Raw genomic sequence first — 18,397 nt, forward strand, 5'->3', positions numbered from 1 at the left:
CGTCGCGGAGGTTCGTGTCGGCTTAGACCACAGCGACGAGGAATCCAGAGGAATGAAGAACACCCAGCAAGCATCGGGCATGCCCATCCATCGCTACGTGCCGTTTCACGAGCAGATCAAGGTCGAACTGCCGGATCGCACCTGGCCGAACACACGCATCGAACGCGCTCCGCGCTGGTGCGCCGTCGATCTGCGCGACGGCAACCAGGCCCTCATCGACCCGATGGATGCCGAGCGCAAGCTCACGATGTTCAAGCTGCTCGTAGACATTGGCTACAAGGAAATCGAGGTTGGTTTCCCGTCCGCGAGCCAAACCGACTTTGATTTCGTCCGCACGCTTCTTGAGGGCGGTCATATCCCAGACGATGTGACGATTCAAGTGCTCACGCAGGCTCGCGAACACCTCATCCGTCGCACCTACGAGTCCCTCGAGGGGTGCCCGCGCGCGATCGTCCACCTCTACAACTCGACGAGCGTGCTGCAGCGCGAGGTCGTGTTCCGCAGCGACAAGCAGGGCATCATCGACCTCGCGCTCGACGGTGCGCGCCTGTGCCGCTCGCTCGAGTCCGTCATCCCGGGCACCGACATCACCTACGAGTACTCGCCCGAGAGCTACACGGGTACCGAGCTCGAGTTCGCACGTGACATTTGCAACGCCGTCGTCGATGTCCTCGCTCCGGTTGGCAGCGGCAAGAAGGTCATCGTGAACCTGCCGGCAACCGTCGAAATGGCGACGCCGAACGTGTACGCCGACTCGATCGAGTGGATGCACCGAAGCCTCGCCCGTCGCGAAGACATCATCCTCTCCATCCACCCCCACAACGACCGGGGCACCGGCGTCGCCGCAGCCGAGCTCGGCTACATGGCAGGAGCGGACCGCATCGAGGGCTGCCTCTTCGGCAACGGCGAACGCACCGGCAATGTCGACCTCGTGACCCTCGGCGTGAACCTCTTCACCCAGGGCATCGACCCGCAAATCGACTTCTCGGACATCGACGCGATTCGTCGCACGGTCGAATACTGCAACCAGATTCGCGTGCACGAGCGCTCACCGTGGGGTGGTGACCTCGTGTACACGGCCTTCTCAGGATCGCACCAGGACGCGATCAAGAAGGGCCTCGAAGCGATGGAGCGGGATGCCATCGCGAGCGGCACCCACATGGACGACATGGTGTGGTCCGTGCCGTACCTGCCGGTTGACCCGAAGGATCTGGGCCGCAGTTACGAGGCGATCATCCGCGTGAACTCGCAGTCTGGCAAGGGTGGAGTCGCGTACCTCCTCAAGGCGCACCAGAACCTCGACCTGCCGCGTCGCCTGCAGATGGAGTTCTCGAAGGTCGTGCAGCAGCGCACCGACAGTGAGGGTGGCGAGGTGTCGGCCGCATCCGTGTGGGCCATATTCCAGGACGAGTACCTGCCGGTCGATGACGCCGAGCACGGCTGGGGGATGCTGCGCCTGCGCGGCGTGAGCGCGAGCACACTGAGTGATCGCGAAGTGCAGCTCACTGCGAAGCTCACCAAGCGTGGCGAGGACCTCGAGGTGGTCGGCGTTGGCAACGGCCCCATTGACGCATTCCTGCACATCCTCGCGGACGCTGGCATCGAGGCGCGCCTCACCGACTACGTCGAGCACACGCTCTCCGCAGGTGCCGACGCGCAGGCAGCCTCCTACATCGAGCTCGAGGTCGACGGAGCGAGCTACTGGGGTGTCGGTATCCACGGCGACATCACGACGGCATCGCTCAAGGCCATCGTGTCCGCACTCAACCGGAGCGCCCGAAACAATTAGGCACGACGAGGCACGGCATGGGAAGCATCCCCGTGCCGCGCCTCGCTGTGTCCGTCGATGGCGGATACTGAGGGCATGCCAAGTTACCGAGATGAAGCCGTGGTGCTTCGAACCCACCGTCTCGGTGAAGCAGACCGCATCGTCACCCTCTTGACGAAGGCGCACGGCAAAGTGCGCGCGGTTGCGAAGGGCGTCCGCCGAACCTCTTCAAAGTTCGGTGCCCGACTTGAACCCTTCATGGTGGTGGATGTGCAGTGCTGGCAGGGACGCAACCTCGACACCGTCCAGCAGGCCGTCTCCCTCGCTCAATATGGCGCCGACATTGCCAGCGATTACGAGCGGTATGAGGCAGCCAGCGTCATGGTGGAACTCGCCGACCGCGTGACTGAAGCGGATAGCGGAGCAACGCAGCACGTCCTCCTCGTTGGGGCGCTGCGCGCCCTCGCTCGCGGAGAACATGCGAGCCAGCACATCCTTGACTCGTACACGCTCCGCTCACTCGCACTCGCCGGTTGGGCTCCCTCGTTGTTGCAGTGCGGTCGCTGCGGACGGCCAGGCCCGAGTGAACGTTTCGTGCCAGCGCTCGGTGGAGCCGCGTGCGAGCAGTGTGCACGCGGGGGAGAACGGGTGGAACCTGCCGTCCTCCTCCAGCTCCAACGACTCCTGGAAGGTGACTGGGCAGCGCTTTCAGACGTCGGCACGATCGAATCGGATCGCGCATCACGGCTCGTCGCCGCGTACGCTGAATTCCATTTGGAGACGACGCTCCGTGCGCGAGCGGTCGCTGAGCGCGGCCGACTGGCTTCCACACCCGCGAGAGGACAGCGATGACTCGAGGCACCCATCCGGCTGCTGAACCGTTCAAGCCGATCGACTGGACTGGGATCTACCCGCCCGAGATTCCCGCCGCGAGCGTCCCGAAGCATGTCGCCGTCGTCATGGACGGCAATGGCCGCTGGGCCAACGAACGTGGACTCCCGCGCACCGAAGGGCACCGAGCAGGCGAGGCGGCCCTCCTGGACGTCGTCGCCGGAGCGCTCCAGATTGGCGTCAAGCACCTCTCCGTGTACGCCTTCTCCACCGAAAACTGGCGTCGCTCGCCGGCGGAGGTTCGCTTTCTCATGGGCTTCAACCGTGAGGTGCTGCACCGCCGCCGGGATCAGCTCAACGAGTGGGGTGTCCGCGTGAAGTGGGCCGGTCGCACGCCGAAGCTCTGGAAATCGGTCATCGACGACCTACGTGCCGCTGAAGCACTCACAAAGGACAACACTCGCATGACGCTCACCATGTGCGTCAACTACGGCGGTCGCGTTGAACTCGCCGATGCCGTGCGGTCAATTGCCGCCGAGGCGAAGGCTGGCAAGCTCGACCCCGCACGCATTACCGAGCGGACGATTGCCCGACACCTCTATGACCCCGAGATGCCCGATGTCGACCTCTTTGTGCGTTCCTCGGGTGAACAGCGCACCTCAAACTTCTTGCTTTGGCAGTCGGCCTACGCCGAAATGGTGTTCCTCGAGCGGCTGTGGCCCGATTTTTCGCGCACCGACCTCTGGGAGGCGATTGAACGCTACGCCGGACGCGACCGCCGATTCGGTGGAGCGGTGGACAAGCCCGTCACGCGCTAGGGGTACATGAGAGGGGTTGGGGAGCCCGTGCAGGCGCACAGTAGGAAATGTCAGCTGGAGTGAACGCTCCCGGATACACTCGAAGGAGTGCCGCGGAGTTCCGCGGCTTGCCTATTCCGCCCCCGTCTTCAGGAGCACAACCATGGCGCAGTCCACCCTCGATCAGGTCATCGCCCTCGCAAAGCGACGCGGCTTTGTGTATCAGGCAGGTGAAATCTACGGTGGATCGCGTTCCGCATGGGACTACGGTCCCCTCGGCGTGGAGCTGAAGGAGAACATCAAGCGCGAGTGGTGGCAGACCTTCGTCCGCAGCCGCGGCGACATGGTCGGCCTCGATTCCTCCATCATCCTCCCGAAGCGGGTGTGGGAGGCCTCGGGTCACGTCGCCACCTTCACCGACCCGCTCGTCGAGTCGCTCCACACCCACAAGCGCTACCGCGCCGACCACCTCATCGAAGCGTACGTTGCCAAGCACGGTAAGCAGCCGGAGAACGGCCTCGCCGACATCCGTGACCCGGAGACCGGCCAGGAAGGCAACTGGACTGAGCCACAGATGTTCTCGGGCCTCATGAAGACCTACCTCGGCCCGGTCGACAACGAAGAAGGTCTGCACTACCTTCGTCCCGAGACTGCACAGGGCATCTTCGTGAACTTCAACAATGTCGTCACGACAGCTCGCAAGAAGCCGCCGTTCGGTATTGGCCAGATCGGTAAGGCCTTCCGCAACGAGATCACGCCCGGTAACTTCATCTTCCGCACGCGCGAGTTCGAGCAGATGGAGATCGAGTTCTTCACCGCTCCCGAGGAAGCTCAGCAGTGGTTCGAGCACTGGGTTGAGGCTTGCTGGCAGTGGTTCATTGACCTCGGCATCCGCGAAGAGAACATGCGTCGCTTCGATGTCCCCGAGGAAGACCGCGCCCACTACTCGGCCGGCACGATCGACATGGAGTACCGCTTCGGTTTCCAGGGTTCGGAGTGGGGCGAGCTCATGGGTGTCGCCAACCGCACCGACTACGACCTCGGCTCGCACTCGAAGGAATCGGGCACCGACCTCAAGTTCTTCGACCAGGCATCGGGCGAGCACTACACGCCGTACGTCATCGAGCCAAGCTTCGGTCTGACTCGCGCGATGATGGCCTTCCTTATTGACGCATACCGCATCGACCAGGCTCCGAACACGAAGGGCGGCGTTGACGAGCGCACCGTCCTCTCGCTCCACCCGCGCCTCGCGCCGGTCAAGGCTGCTGTGCTGCCGCTCTCGAAGAAGGAAGAGCTCACGCCCACGGCAAGGGAGCTTGCCGACAACCTCCGTCGCCGCTGGAACATCGAGTATGACGAGGCCGGTGCGATTGGTCGCCGCTACCGCCGTCAGGACGAGATCGGTACGCCGTTCTGCATCACGGTCGACTTCGACACCCTCGAGGACCAGGCCGTCACGATCCGCGAGCGCGACACGATGTCGCAGGAGCGCGTCGCACTCGACAACGTTGAGCAGTACCTCACGGAGCGTCTCCAGGGCGCCTAGTGTCTCCACACGTCACGGGGCGGTCCGCATGTGCGGGCCGCCCCGCGTCATATGCCTGAGCATGAGGCGACTGCGCTGGCTTGTCGTTCTGGTCGAGAGATTTGGTCCACCCGAAGATGGAGAATCTCGACGCTTCGCCGTGTGCTTCACCCCGTGTTTCCTTTCCACGTCGAATCTGAATGCAGGCAGTGGGGGGCTGCCGAAACCACACCACGAGGGGGTAATGATGGCAGTTGGCATGTTTGGTGCGAACACTGACGAACTTCGAGGCGTCGCAGCGGCGTTTGGGCAGCAGAGTGACGAGGCTCTGCAGGCAGCCGACGAGACTGGCCGCGAAGTTCAGGTGGTCATCTGGATCGGTGCCGATGCCGACCGATTCCGTGCCGACTATGACCTCACTGCTCAGGACCTCCGCGATCTGTCGGCACTGCTCGCGGAGCACGACCAAATGCTCCAGCAGCAGGCAGAAGAGCAGGACAGCGCCAGTGGCAACGGGCAGGGCGGTTCGGGCTCGGGACGGTCTGTGAGCGAATCGAGCCAGAGCGCCGATGAGAGCGCAGCACAGCAGTCGGACGGGACTTCCGCGGCCGGCGATGGCGTGAGCGGCAATACGGCGAGCGCAGACCGCGATACGAGTGCGGATGAGCAAAGCGGCAACGCAGTCAGTGGCAGCGGCGGCCCGGGTGGAGGAACGAAGGGCCCGGGCACTGGCCGTGGCCCGGTTGATGGCATCCCGGTGCGCACCGAGGACGACATCGACGGCATCCTCAACGACTACCAGACCAGCCCCGACGAGAACGGCCACGGTGTTTACGCACCGCTTGGGCCCCTCGGCCCGCAGAAAAAGATGTCTGCGACCGAAGCTGAGATGCTGCGGGAGCTGTGGCCCTGGGAAGTGAACGCACTCAACGGGATCAAGGACCAGGCCTACAACACCGCATCCGAGTACTACCCCAAGAGTGGTGCAGAAGACGGCCTGAACGATGCCTTCCGACACACCTACTGGAACGCGCTTATGGCACGCGAACGTGGCGTGGAGTGGGCTGAGAAGTTCGGTACGGCCCACGAAGGCCTTGACGGCAACCCTGCCTACAAGGAAGCCATGGACCTCCACAACAACGAGCTCGGCCGTCGTATCTACGAGCAGAACCCGAACGCGACGCCGCAGGAGCTGGCTGAACTCGTGCGCGACGCGGTCGAGAGCGGTCAGGCAGTCGCCGTGAACGATCGCGGCGAACTCGTGCCGTCGAACCAGGTGGATGCCTCGCGCCCCACCGCGGAGCCCACTGACCCGAAGCTCACGAACACGAACGCACCGTCGAACCCGAAGTGGGACGAGGCCCGCCGTCGATGACAACACATTCTTGGCTTGCTCGCACCGGCGGCATGGTGCTCGTGGTAGCGCTCGCCACGCTCCTCAGCGCATGTTCTCTAGGAGGAACCATGGACTACAACACCGAGGCCGAACTCGTGAGCCGCATCGCGAAGAGTGACGCGACGCTTGACGGCGTGCGTGTGGCCGATCTCACGGACTTCGAGTGGGACACCATGTGTGCCTTTGGTGAGGGCGCCGAACAGCAAGACGTCAAGGACGCGTGCGGCTTCGATACCGGCGAAGCTCACTTTGACTCGACCCCCGGCGGCGGCATTGTCTTCACCAAGGACGGCAAGGTGGTGGGGCTGTACGGTCTCGTCTCGCGCAATGTGAGCAAGCACGCTTTCCTGGAGAAGTTCGGGCCGGATGCGGTCATCGACGCACCCGAAAACGGCCTGATTTCGTTCCTGGACGAGTAGTCCGGGGTGAATCTGCCCGGAAGCCCACGGCGCTCGTGCGTGAGGCCGGTGTGCCTGCGACAATAGGCGCAATATGTCGACCGTGAATTCCGAATTCTCTCCGCTGCGCATTGGCCCCATCGAGCTGGCGTCGCCTGTTGTGCTTGCCCCGATGGCGGGCATCACGAACATGGCGTTCCGTCGCCTGTGCCGCGAATACGGCGGTGGCCTCTACGTGTCGGAAATGATCACGAGTCGTGCTCTCGTTGAGCGCACTCGGGTTTCGATGAAGCTCATCGAGCATCACCCGAGCGAAAACATCCGCTCTATTCAGCTCTACGGTGTCGATCCGAAAACCGTCCGTGAAGCTGTGAGGATGCTCGTGGCGGAAGGTCGCGCCGACCACATCGACCTCAACTTCGGTTGCCCCGTGCCGAAGGTCACCCGAAAGGGCGGCGGCGCTGCACTTCCGTGGAAGTGCGAGCACTTCCGCCAGATTGTCTCGGGCGCAGTGAAGGCAGCGGACGACATCCCGCTCACGATCAAGATGCGTAAGGGCATCGATCCGGACCACCTCACCTATCTTGAGGCGGGCCGCATCGCAGAAGACGCGGGTGTCGCTGCTGTGGCGCTCCACGGTCGCACTGCCTCCGAGTTCTACTCGGGCAAGGCGGACTGGTCGGCCATCGCAAAGCTCAAGGAAAGGGTGACGAGCGTGCCGGTGCTCGGCAACGGCGACATCTGGTCGGGTGAAGACGGCCCGCGCATGATGCGGGAAACCGGTTGCGATGGTGTTGTTGTGGGTCGTGGATGCCTCGGACGGCCATGGCTCTTCGGCGACCTCGAAGCAGCCTTCCGTGGCGAAGAGCACCGCATCCAGCCGACGCTTGGGGGAGTGGCGACCGCGCTCCGCCGACACACCGTGCTCCTCGCGGAGTTCCTCGACGATGAAGCGCACGCCTGCCGCGACATCCGCAAGCACATCGCCTGGTACTTCAAGGGCTACCCGATCGGTGGCGACACGCGTCGCCGCCTCGCACTCGTGGAATCCCTCGCCGAAATGGACGAAATCCTCGGCGAACTTGACCACGACGCCCCGTATCCGGGCGCAGACGCGGAAGGCCCGCGCGGTCGTGCCGGTACGCCCAAGCGTCCGGCGCTCCCGGACGGTTGGCTCGACTCGCGCGATCTTGACGAACAGGGCCAACGCGATGTGGCCGCAGCAGAAACGGAGAACTCAGGTGGCTAGTCCTCGTCTTGCCGAGCTCATGAATGCCTCTCGCTTTGATGAGTTCGTGGACGACGGGGCCTACGGGCCGGAAGATTCCGAACGCTTTCTCGCTGAACGACACGAGTCACGCCGCCGCACCGCCTACGCGCGTGACCGTGCACGCTTGCTGCACTCGAGCGCGCTTCGACGCCTGGCTGCCAAGACGCAGGTGCTCTCGCCTGCCTCGGGCGTGAACTTCGCCCGCAACCGCCTCACGCACTCGCTCGAAGTCGCGCAGATCGGCCGCGAAATTGCGACGAACCTGCGACTCGACCCGGACATCGTCGACACCGCTTGTCTTGCGCACGACCTCGGTCACCCGCCCTTCGGTCACAACGGTGAGAAGGCACTCGACGCCTGGGCGGACGACTGTGGTGGCTTTGAGGGCAACGCGCAGACGCTGCGCATTGTGAGCAGGCTCGAGCCGAAGGTCGTCACGAGTGAGGGGCGCCCGCTGGGCCTCAACCTCACGCGCGCGTGCCTTGACGCATCCGTGAAGTACCCGTGGTCGCGTGAGGAAGGCCTGAGCCGCGGTACTCGCAAGTTTGGCTACTACGAAGACGACGAGCCAATCTTCCGCTGGCTTCGTGAGGGTGCTGTCGACGGACGCACTCCGATTGAAGCGCAGGTCATGGACCTCTCCGACGACATCGCGTACTCCGTGCACGACTTCGAGGACGCCATCATGGAGGGCTTCATTCCGCTCAAGGAACTCGCGTTGCCGGAGAACCGCCCCGCCATGCTCTTCACCGCGAGCGACTGGTCTGGCGGCAAGTTCTCGGAGGAGGAGCTCGACGAGGCACTCTGCCGTCTCGAAGCCTTGCCGGTGTGGATGACGGATGCCGACGACGATGCACGCCGGGTCCAGGCAAGCCTCAAGAACCTCACGAGCCAGCTCATCGGCCGCTTCGCACGCGCGGCAACCGCGGCGACGGAAGAGGAACACGGCCAGGGTGTGCTCATCCGCTACCGCGCAGGGGTCGTCATCCCGCGAGAAATCAAGGCGGAAATTGCGCTCCTCAAGGGCATCGTCGCCGGCTTCATTATGTCGGCGGATGCTCGTCAGCCGATCTACGCGCGCCAGCGCGAGCTGTTGACCGAACTGTGCGACCGGCTCTGGGAATCCGGCGACGAGCACCTTGAACCGATGTTCCGTCTCGACTTTGCGCAGGCCGCCGATGACACGGCGCGAAAGCGCGTCATCGTGGACCAGATTGCGAGCCTCACCGACCCCGGTGCGATCGCCTGGTACTCGCGCCTGTGTGGGAGCGAACATGGCCTCGGCGGCGCAGTGATGTAGCGCACGCGGCGGGTGTCGGTCGTGCCGTCTACAATTCGGGGCATGGCTCTCATCCGCAAGCGTGACATCGAAGAGGTTCGCGCGCGGACGAATATCGCCGACATTGTCAGCGACCACGTCACGCTGAAGAGTGCGGGTGTCGGCTCGCTCAAGGGCCTGTGTCCCTTCCACGACGAGCGCACGCCGTCCTTCCACGTCCGGCCACACCTGGGGCACTTTCACTGCTTCGGCTGTGGCGAATCCGGCGACGTCTACTCCTTCGTGCAGAAGATCGACCACGTCACCTTTTCTGAGGCCGTTGAGCGGCTGGCGGAGCGGATCAACTACCAACTCACGTACGAAGACGGCGCCCAGGCGCCCGACTACTCGCGCCGCGCGCGTCTGCTCCTCGCGAACCGTGCCGCTGAGCAGTTCTTCCAGGCACAGCTGCTCACCGAAGACGCTACTCCAGCACATGCCTTCTTGGGGGGTCGCTCCTTCGATGCCGAAGCTGCATCGCACTTCGGGGTCGGCTACGCCCCGAACACCTGGGATGCGCTCACCACACACCTGCGCGAGCAGGGCTTCACGATGCAGGAGCTCAAGGACGCCGGGCTCGTGTCGACGAACGATCGCGGTTCCAGCTACGACCGTTTCCGAGGCCGCGTCATCTGGCCGATCCGCGACACCTCCGGCCAGACGCTCGGTTTCGGTGCGCGCAAGCTCTTTGACGAGGACAAGGGCCCGAAGTACCTCAACACCCCCGAAACACCGGTCTACCACAAGCAGCAGGTGCTCTACGGCCTCGACCTCGCGAAGAAGACCATCGCACGTGAGCACGAAGTCGTCGTGGTAGAGGGCTACACGGACGTCATGGCTGCCCATCTTGCTGGCGTGACGAGCGCGGTGGCCACTTGCGGTACCGCGTTCGGCGTCGACCACATTAAGCTCATCCGCCGCATCATGGATGACGAATCCGGGTCGGGCCGTGTCGTCTTCACCTTCGACCCGGATGAGGCGGGGCAAAAGGCTGCGCTCCGGGCGTTCCAGGAGGAAAAGCGCTTCACAGCGCAGACGTTCGTCGCGCAGCCGCCCGCCGGTCTTGACCCGTGTGATCTGCGTCTCGCACAGGGCAATCAGGCCGTCGTCGATCTCATCGCCGCAGCGCAGCCGATGTATGAGTTCGTCATCCGGCAGCATCTCTCGCACCACGATCTCGACACCGTCGAGGGGCGTGTTGCCGCGCTCCGTCAGGCAGCACCCGTCGTGGCGGGCATCCGTGACCGGGCCGTCCAACCCGAATATGTGCGCCTCTTGGCGAAATGGCTCGGGATGGACCTCCAGATGGTCGACCGTGCCGTGCAGCAGGCGCGGCGGGGGAGCACTGCATCCAGTCACGGACCGCAGACGATGCCCCCTCGTGCCATGACGCCGCGACGTGCACCCATGCCAGCGGGCGGGCGCTTCGATGCGCCAGAACCTGAAGGTTTCGAGCCACCTCCCGAGGATGCCTTCGAGCCGCCGCGCGAACATGCGGCACCCGATTTCGGACTGCCGCAGGTGCGCCTCGCGGATCTGCCGAATGATCACCTCACGCGGCTGGAACGCGACACCCTCATCGCCATCCTGCAGTACCCGACAGCGCTCCCGGGAACGCTGCTCGATGAGCTCCTCGCGGTGCACATGAACGATGCCTCGCTGGCAACGGTTCGTGACGGCATCCTCGCTTCGCGGACGCAGCTCACGGAGCCCGGATGGATTGGGCGAATCGCCGACGAAGTGCCGCAGAGCTTCCGCGGTCTCGTTTCAGAGCTCGCGATGATGCCGTTGCCAGCCGGCCCCGATGAAGAGCGCGTGTACGCCTACGTGCGAGATATTGCCCGCACGCTCATCGAGCGAGACCTGCTGCGAACGAAGGCCTCGCTGGTGGGTGCGCTCAGCCGAACGGATCCGGTGCAGCAGGCCGAACGGTTCCGAGAGCTGCAGCAAGAGATTGCACAGCTTGAGGTGCAAAAGCGCCGCCTGCGTGGAGAGTAATTCCTCGATGAGGCCGACTAGGCTCGAGGAATCATTGATGAGCGTTGGAACGAACGGAGCAGTGTTGCCTGGAGTGAACGCATCACAGCGTGCCGTCCTCGCGAGTGACTTGAGCGTGAGCTACCTCGATCACGCGAGCGGACGCGAAGAGCGGGTCCTCTCCGGCGTGAACATCGCCCTCGGCCGTGGCGATATCCTCGGCGTCGTTGGGTCTGCCGGAAGCGGCAAGAGCGCCCTCGGACGTGTGCTCTCGGGCCGGAGCAGCCGTGGTCGCGCGTGGCCGAAGATCAGTGGCGGCAGCCTCGAGGTGGCGGGTATGGACCTGCGCTTCCCGAGCCGCGACACCAAGCGCCGCGTCGACCTCGACATTGGCTACCTTGCCGAGAACTCGGGCAATGAGCTGCGGAACGACCTCACGATCGCCGAGAACATTGCCGAGCCGATCCTCTCGCGCGACCGCGACTTCGACCGTCGCAAGCTCGGACGTGCCGCGGCCATGCTCATCGACGCGGTCGACCTCGAGCTCGGCATCCTCAACCGTTTCCCATTCGAATGCTCGAAGGGTCAACGTCAGCGCATCGCCTTCGCGCAGGCCCTCGTCGTTGAGCCGCGCGTGCTCATCATTGACGAACCTGCACAGGGTGTTGACCTCATTGCTCGACCGGCGCTGTTCACACTCCTTGAGCGCATCAACCTTGCCCGCGAATGCACGATGGTCATCATGAGTCACGACCTCGCGACGATCGAACGTCTCACCTCAAACATCATCGTCCTCGACCAGGGGATGCAAGTCGGTCAGGGCGAGATTGAAGAAGTGCTGCGCGTGAGCGACTACCCGTACATTCGCCGCATGGCTCAGGCACGTGAGGCCGCACGAACCGAGCTCCCCGGCACCATCAGCAAGGACACGCTCGCGGCCATGGATCTCGTGGCCGAAGGCCTCTTCGGTGACGCCGCAGACGAGGCAGAGGCCCGTGAGCGCACCCGCCGAGCCCAGGAGGAGCTTGTGGCCCAGCGTGCCGAATTTGCTCGATTCCAGCAGCTGAATGGAGACGCCCGTGACCGCGACTGAGACCGCCACGACGCTGAGTCGCCACGAACCGCGCCTTGCCGAGACCCCGACGGCACTCGACCCTGCTGAGCGTCCTGCCCCGGGTGGGATCTCGCTCCTCCCCGTTGAGGGTTCTGAGGCGTTCGCTGAAGCCGTTCACGCCGCAGGCGGCGAGATCGTGCCGCTGGGGCCGGACACGCGCGGGCTCATTTTCCTTGACTACTCGAGGCCGGAACTGCTGGAACAGGCGCTTGACGAGCATCCGGGCATCACCTGGGTGCAGCTGCCTTACGCGGGTATTGACGCCATGGCATCCCGCGTGGCGCGTCACGCTGAGCGCGGCGTGCTCTTCACCTCCGCCAAGGGTGCCTACGCGGAACCCGTAGCCGAACACGCGCTCACGCTCGCCCTGGCGCTCCAGCGGCTCCTGCCCAAGCGCCTGCGCGCCACCTCATGGGGGAGTGCCGAGGGCCAGTCGATGTACGGCGCCAAGGTCGTCATCCTTGGCGCTGGCGGCATCGCCCGGGCGCTCATCGAGCAGCTGGCGCCCTTCCGAGCCGAGGTGACGATCGTGCGCCGGAGCGCAGGTCCTGTCCCTGGCGCACACCGGACCGTGCAGTTTGCCGAGCTCGATGCACAGCTTGTGGATGCAGACATCGTCATCCTCGCCGCAGCTGCAACCGATGAGACCCGCGGCCTCTTCGACGCGAAGCGTCTCGCTCTCCTCCCGAAGCATGCCGTCCTCGTGAACATTGCGCGCGGACCAATGGTCGTGACCGACGACCTCCTGGCGGCGCTCGACGCAGGCGAGCTCTTTGGTGCAGCCCTCGACGTCACCGACCCTGAGCCCCTCCCGGACGGGCACCCGCTCTACGCGCACGAGCGGGCCATCGTGACACCGCACAGTGCCGATACGGTCGGGATGACCACACCGCTCCTCGCGGAACGCATCCGGCTCAATGTGGACGCATTCCTGCGCACGGGTGTGTTCGTTGGCCGCTGTGATCCCCGCATCGGGTACTGACGAAGACGCGTTCAACCGGGGCTTCGCGGGTCTTGGACACGCTGAGACGCCTGATTTGCATGTGTTCAAAAGTGTGGCTAAGCTAGCGGAGCTGTTTGATCCTCGATAGCTCAATTGGCAGAGCAGCCGGCTGTTAACCGGCAGGTTGTTGGTTCGAGTCCAACTCGGGGAGCGTGTGGCCCTCACCCTTCGGGGTGGGGGCCTTTTCTGTGCGTGAGATGGCCAGTTCATTGGCCTCGACACGGCAAGCGGGACGTCACCGCGAAGGTGCGTCCCGCTGAACACGTGATGTGGGTTTTGCCGCCGCGTTGCCTGGTGGTTAGCCCTCGAGGTTGTCGGTGCCCGGGAGCCAGCTTTTGCCTGGCCCGCCCCAGGAACGCTTGCGCATGCGCTTGAATGCGTCCTTGTGCCACGGATGCTCGAGACGGTCGCAGTAGATGACCCCATTCAAGTGATCAAACTCGTGCTGCAAGATGCGGGCCATCCACCCCGAGACGCGCAGCTCATACTCCTCACCCTCGAGATTGCGAGCCCGCATGAGCGCCTGCTCCGAACGGCGCAGAGGATACCGCTCGCCCGGGAACGAGAGACAACCCTCGATTTCGCTGTCTTCATCGAGCTCAAGCAGCGATTCAGGTTCGGTTGGGGCAAGCCAGAGCACTGGGTCGATAGCGACATCACGCCAGCGCTCACCAGTCGACTCCTCCTCGTAGGAGTACACAAACAGTCGCTTGCCGACGCCCACCTGCGGACCGGCGAGGCCAACGCCTGGAGCCGCATCCATGGTGTCGTACATGTCAGCAACCAGTTCGCGAATGCTGTCGTCAATGTCACCGACCGGCTGTGCAACGTCGTGCAGGACCGGATCGCCGTAAATGCGGATGGGAAGAATGGTCATGTACTCAGGCTAGCCGGGGATCTTGCCTCTGCCGCGCGGGGGAGAGCGCGGCTGCACGGTGGGTTTGGCGCGCAGCTTGGCGACAGGACACTTATTATCCTCGATGTGCCGAATTTTGTCTCAGTGCTCAGCGAAGGCGTCTTGGGGTTGACCCCGACGCAGATGCTCGGCATCCCTCTGGCGCTCCTTGGCGCCGTCTTCATGTCTCTCGGGGCGAAGTATCAGCATCAGGGAGTCGCGAAGGTCGGCGTCAACTCCGACGACGCGAGTGACGGGGCGCAGGGCCTCGGTGGCTCCCACCTGCTCGCACTGGTCGCGCGTCCTTCGTGGCTCATCGGCACCGCCATGCTCGGGCTTGCCATTGCACTCCAGCTGGCATCGCTCGCCTTTTCACCGCTCATTGTGGTGCAGCCGCTTGGCGTCGTATCGCTCGTGCTCACGACGATCCTGAGTGCCCGAGACACGGGTCGGCGGTTGAGTCGTTCCCGGATCACGGCGGTGACGCTGTGCGTTGTCGGCGTGAGCGTCTTCGTCACCATTGCGGCCCTCAGCAGTCGCGAGCGCATCATCACGAACTTGCGCATCGAAGTTGTCATCATTCTGCTGGCAGTGGCCGTTGCTGTGTTTGGCATAGCCTTTGTTGCGCTCCGCAAGCGGTTCAAAGCGCTCTTTTACATCGTGTGCGCGGGCGTGCTGTATGGATTTGTCGCCACGCTGGCCAAGATCACGATCAACCGCATCCAGAATGGTGCATTTGATTGGCTCACGATACTCGTCGTGGTCATGCTCATCATTGGCACGGCCGTGGGCGCATACTTTGTTCAGATCGCGTATGCCTCGGGTCCGCCCGACATGGTGGTTGCCGGACTCACTGTGATTGATCCGCTCGTCGCTGTCGTGATTGGCATCGTGGTGCTCGGTGAGACCGATGGCGCGCCGTGGAGTTCGTATCTCGGCTTCAGCCTGGCGGGTCTCGTAGCGATTGCCGGCGTGTTTTTGCTCGAACGTGGACAAAGCGAGGACGACGTCCAGGCAAGTAAGCAGGCGGCGCTTCGGAGTCGCGGCACGCCTAAAGCGGGCGACGCCGCGTCAAGCACCTCGCGGTAGCCTGATCGAACGCGTTCGTCGGGGAGCCACCCCACCGCCCATGTTCCGATCTCAAGGACGTTTCTCGTGACTGACATCCCAGCAGCAGCCGCTGCCGAACGACCGCTTCGTGTTTTGATTGCCGGGGACACCTTTGCCCCGGACGTCAACGGCGCCGCAACGTTCACGGAGCACCTTGCCTCGGGAATGGCCGCGCGCGGGCACGAAGTACACGTGCTGTGTCCGGCCGCGAGCCGACGTCACGGAACCTGGCTGGAACGCTACGACGGGCAAACGATCACCGCACACCGCATCCGTTCGTTTCGCTGGTACCCGCACGATTGGCTTCGTTTCGCCTGGCCGTTCACGGCTCGCCGGAATGCCCGTCGCGTGCTGGATGCGGTGAAGCCGGACGTTGTGCACTTCCAGTCTGCGGTCGTGCTTGGCCGCGCCGTCACCATCGAGGCTGCGGCGCGTGGTATCCGCATTGTCGGCACCAACCACCTCATGCCGGAAAACATCATGGAGCACTCGCTCATGCCCAAGGTGCTCCACGAGCCGATCGCGAAGACCTGGTGGCGGGATGCCGCGAAGACCTTCGCCCGCGCGCACGCGGTGACGACCCCGACGAGACGGGCGGCACGATTCCTCGAGCAGCAGGGCAAGGTTGAACACGTCCTCGCGATCTCGTGTGGTCTTCGCGTGAGCGACTACACGGCTGACCTCAGCGACAAGTCGCCGAAGCGCATCCTGTTCGTGGGCCGTGTCACCGGCGAGAAGCAGATCGACGTGCTGCTCAAGGCTTTCGCAAAGCTTCACGCCGAGATGCCAGACGTGGAACTCGGCATCGTCGGCGGGGGAGACCAGAAACACAATCTCGAGAAGCTCTCTGAGCAGCTCGGCGTTGCGGATCGGACGATCTTCCACGGCTATGTGAGCGACCAGGAGCTCCGCTCCCTTTACACACACGCGACGGTGTTCGCGATGCCGTCGATCGCGGAGCTGCAGTCGATTGCGTCCATGGAGGCAATGGCCTCCGGTCTTCCGCTCGTGGCGGCCAATGCGATGGCACTGCCGCACCTGTGTCACGACGGCGAGAACGGCTTCCTCTTCGAGCCGGGCAATGTCGATGAGCTCGCTGAGCGTCTGCGTCAGGTGCTCACGATGAGTGAGGACGAGCGCGCGAAGCTCGCGAACAAGAGCCTCGAGATGGTTCAGGTGCACTCCATGGACCGCACGCTCGAACTCTTCGAGCGCCTCTACCGCGGCGAATCCATCGAGTCGGTCGCCCGCGACTCCTTCAACGAGCAAGACCGCACCCTCGACCACTAGCCACACGTGCGTCGTTCCCATGGCTCAGGTCGCAGTTACGACCCTAGGTCGCGCGACCTGAGCGGTGAGAATCGGGGAGTCGGCGGGAGCCGCTAGTCCGCGAGGGCTTGCTCGAGGCGCTCGAGCTTGCCGTCGATCTCGCCCGTGTGCCCCGGGCGGATGTCGGCCTTGATGACGAGCGAGATGCGGCTGCCGTAGGGCGCAACGGCCTCGGTCGCGCGCTTCACGACATCGAAGACCTCGTCCCACTCACCCTCGATCTCCGTGAACATCGAGCTGGTGCGGTTGGGAAGCCCGGACTCCCGCACGACGCGGACGGCCGCAGCAACCGCGCGGTGTACCGAATCCGCGTGTTCGCCCGCGCGAAGCGAGGGATCGCTCGGGGGTCCAGAGGGGGCAACTGAGAAGGCGACGATCATAGAACCAGACTATGCGGCAAGGTGTGAGCTTCCGCAGGATTTACGGCCATCGCCGCAAGGGAGCGGTGGAACAATAGCAGTATGACGTCGAACGCATCGTCCCCCGCACGTGCTCGAATCGCCGCCGCAAAGCGCATCGTCGTGAAGATCGGCTCATCCTCGCTCACGCGAGCAAATGGACGACTCGATATTGCGGCGCTCCGGCGCTTTGTGGATGTGCTGGCTGAACGTCACGCCGAAGGTGTCGAAATTGTCCTCGTCACCTCGGGTGCTGTCGCAGCAGGTCTCGGCCCGCTCGATCTCCCGAGCCGTCCGAAGGACCTCGCGACTGTCCAGGCCGCTGCCTCGGTGGGTCAGGGCCTCCTCATCGGCCAGTACGCGGACGCCTTCGCCGCCTACGGCATCCCGGTCGGGCAGCTGCTGCTCACAACCGAAGACACCGTTCGCCGCTCGCGCTACCGGAACGTGTGGCGCACGGTCGACCGCATCCTTGCGCTCGGCGGCGTCCCGATCATCAATGAAAACGACGCGCTCGTCGCCGATGGCCGCGGCTTTGGCGATAACGACCGCATCGCCGCGCTCACCGCGCATCTCGTCCGCGCGGAAGGTCTCCTCCTCCTCACCGACGTGAATGGCCTCTATGACGGGCCGCCCTCGCAGGAGGGCACGAAGCGCATCCCCGAGGTCGAGAGCCTCGCCGACATCGCGCACGTGGAAATCGGTGGCTCCGGTTCGAGTGTCGGTACCGGCGGCATGGTCACGAAGCTTCGCGCCGCGGAGATCGCGGTCGAGTCGGGGACGCCCGTCATTCTCACGACTGCGGCGAGCGCGCGCGAAGCACTCCGCGGCGAAGACGTCGGCACGTGCTTCGCGGCAAAGGACAAGCGTCCCTCGCGTCGTCAGCTGTGGCTTGCTCACGCGGCGAAGACCGACGGCAAGATCCACGTGGATGAGGGCGCTGCCCGCGCGGTTGCTTCGGGACGCGCATCGCTCCTTGCCGCCGGTGTCACCGCGATCGACGACAACCTCAACGCGAGTGACCCCGTATCGATTGTCGACCCGGAGGGCAAGGAGATTGCCCGTGGCCTGGTCGCCTTCGACTCGAGCCACGTGCGCGAAATGATCGGCAAGTCCACTGACGAGATAGCGAACGAACTCGGTGAAGACTACGGGCGCGCCGTCGTCCACCTTGACGACCTCGTCCTCGTCGGCCGAAGCCGCGGCAACCCGGGGCCCCTCGACGATCTCGAGCAGTAGCTCCCGAGCAGCGAAGCCGAAGTAAGGGT

Annotated in this window: 16 protein-coding genes and 1 tRNA gene; 15 read left to right on the plus strand and 2 right to left on the minus strand. The window is 64.3% G+C overall.

Going from position 1 to position 18,397, the window contains the following annotated elements; genetic code table 11:
* Positions 1–52 precede the first annotated feature (52 nt).
* From leuA to ZAL01S_RS01685, 12 genes are all read left to right on the plus strand, one after another.
* Entirely contained in the window at positions 53–1,789 is a 1,737-nt protein-coding gene (leuA, locus tag ZAL01S_RS01630; RefSeq protein ID WP_066078715.1) for a 2-isopropylmalate synthase, read from the plus strand.
* A gap of 75 nt (positions 1,790–1,864) precedes the next feature.
* Positions 1,865–2,620, plus strand: a complete 756-nt coding sequence (gene recO / locus ZAL01S_RS01635) for a DNA repair protein RecO (protein WP_066078718.1) — start codon at positions 1,865–1,867, stop codon at positions 2,618–2,620.
* Positions 2,617–3,417, plus strand: a complete 801-nt coding sequence (locus ZAL01S_RS01640; protein WP_066078721.1) for an isoprenyl transferase — start codon at positions 2,617–2,619, stop codon at positions 3,415–3,417. The genes recO and ZAL01S_RS01640 overlap by 4 nt, the downstream gene beginning before the upstream one ends.
* 142 nt (positions 3,418–3,559) lie before the next feature.
* Positions 3,560–4,942, plus strand: coding sequence for a glycine--tRNA ligase (locus tag ZAL01S_RS01645; RefSeq protein WP_066078724.1), 1,383 nt, complete (start codon positions 3,560–3,562; stop codon positions 4,940–4,942).
* A 223-nt stretch (positions 4,943–5,165) separates the two neighbouring features.
* Positions 5,166–6,296 (plus strand): WXG100 family type VII secretion target, encoded by a 1,131-nt coding sequence (locus ZAL01S_RS01650; protein ID WP_066078727.1) that lies wholly within the window; start codon positions 5,166–5,168, stop codon positions 6,294–6,296.
* A gap of 89 nt (positions 6,297–6,385) precedes the next feature.
* Positions 6,386–6,736, plus strand: a complete 351-nt coding sequence (locus ZAL01S_RS01655) for a hypothetical protein (protein WP_066078731.1) — start codon at positions 6,386–6,388, stop codon at positions 6,734–6,736.
* 73 nt (positions 6,737–6,809) lie between these two features.
* The gene (gene dusB, locus ZAL01S_RS01660) at positions 6,810–7,964 is read left to right on the plus strand and encodes a tRNA dihydrouridine synthase DusB (RefSeq protein WP_066078734.1); all 1,155 of its coding nucleotides are present in this window, start codon (positions 6,810–6,812) and stop codon (positions 7,962–7,964) included.
* Positions 7,965–7,983: 19 nt separating this feature from the next.
* A complete protein-coding gene (locus tag ZAL01S_RS01665; RefSeq protein ID WP_066079350.1) occupies positions 7,984–9,285 on the plus strand; it encodes a deoxyguanosinetriphosphate triphosphohydrolase in 1,302 nt (433 codons plus the stop codon).
* Positions 9,286–9,327: 42 nt separating this feature from the next.
* Complete coding sequence (gene dnaG, locus ZAL01S_RS01670) at positions 9,328–11,301, plus strand: DNA primase (RefSeq protein ID WP_066078737.1); 1,974 nt, start codon at positions 9,328–9,330, stop codon at positions 11,299–11,301.
* A 37-nt stretch (positions 11,302–11,338) separates the two neighbouring features.
* A complete protein-coding gene (locus tag ZAL01S_RS01675) occupies positions 11,339–12,373 on the plus strand; it encodes an ATP-binding cassette domain-containing protein (RefSeq protein WP_159421538.1) in 1,035 nt (344 codons plus the stop codon).
* Positions 12,360–13,376: a D-isomer specific 2-hydroxyacid dehydrogenase family protein gene (locus ZAL01S_RS01680; protein WP_244875297.1), complete on the plus strand. Its 1,017-nt coding sequence runs from the start codon at positions 12,360–12,362 to the stop codon at positions 13,374–13,376. The genes ZAL01S_RS01675 and ZAL01S_RS01680 overlap by 14 nt, the downstream gene beginning before the upstream one ends.
* 99 nt (positions 13,377–13,475) lie before the next feature.
* Positions 13,476–13,548: transfer RNA gene (locus tag ZAL01S_RS01685), tRNA-Asn, on the plus strand.
* 147 nt (positions 13,549–13,695) lie between these two features.
* Here the strand turns inward: ZAL01S_RS01685 and def are convergent.
* The gene (def, locus tag ZAL01S_RS01690) at positions 13,696–14,274 is read right to left on the minus strand and encodes a peptide deformylase (protein WP_066079353.1); all 579 of its coding nucleotides are present in this window, start codon (positions 14,272–14,274) and stop codon (positions 13,696–13,698) included.
* Positions 14,275–14,379: 105 nt separating this feature from the next.
* Between def and ZAL01S_RS01695 the strand changes: the two genes are divergently transcribed.
* A complete protein-coding gene (locus ZAL01S_RS01695) occupies positions 14,380–15,381 on the plus strand; it encodes a DMT family transporter (protein ID WP_244875298.1) in 1,002 nt (333 codons plus the stop codon).
* A gap of 66 nt (positions 15,382–15,447) precedes the next feature.
* Complete coding sequence (locus tag ZAL01S_RS01700; RefSeq protein ID WP_066078746.1) at positions 15,448–16,692, plus strand: glycosyltransferase; 1,245 nt, start codon at positions 15,448–15,450, stop codon at positions 16,690–16,692.
* Positions 16,693–16,784: 92 nt separating this feature from the next.
* On the opposite strand, the gene ZAL01S_RS01705 is transcribed toward ZAL01S_RS01700, so the two are convergent.
* Entirely contained in the window at positions 16,785–17,111 is a 327-nt protein-coding gene (locus ZAL01S_RS01705) for a thiamine-binding protein (RefSeq protein WP_066078749.1), read from the minus strand.
* A gap of 81 nt (positions 17,112–17,192) precedes the next feature.
* On the opposite strand from ZAL01S_RS01705, the gene proB reads away from it, so the two are divergent.
* A complete protein-coding gene (gene proB, locus ZAL01S_RS01710) occupies positions 17,193–18,368 on the plus strand; it encodes a glutamate 5-kinase (RefSeq protein ID WP_066078752.1) in 1,176 nt (391 codons plus the stop codon).
* Positions 18,369–18,397 lie beyond the last annotated feature (29 nt).

Source organism: [Zimmermannella] alba NBRC 15616, from assembly GCF_001570905.1.
GTDB classification, from domain to species: Bacteria; Actinomycetota; Actinomycetes; order Actinomycetales; family Microbacteriaceae; genus Pseudoclavibacter; species Pseudoclavibacter albus.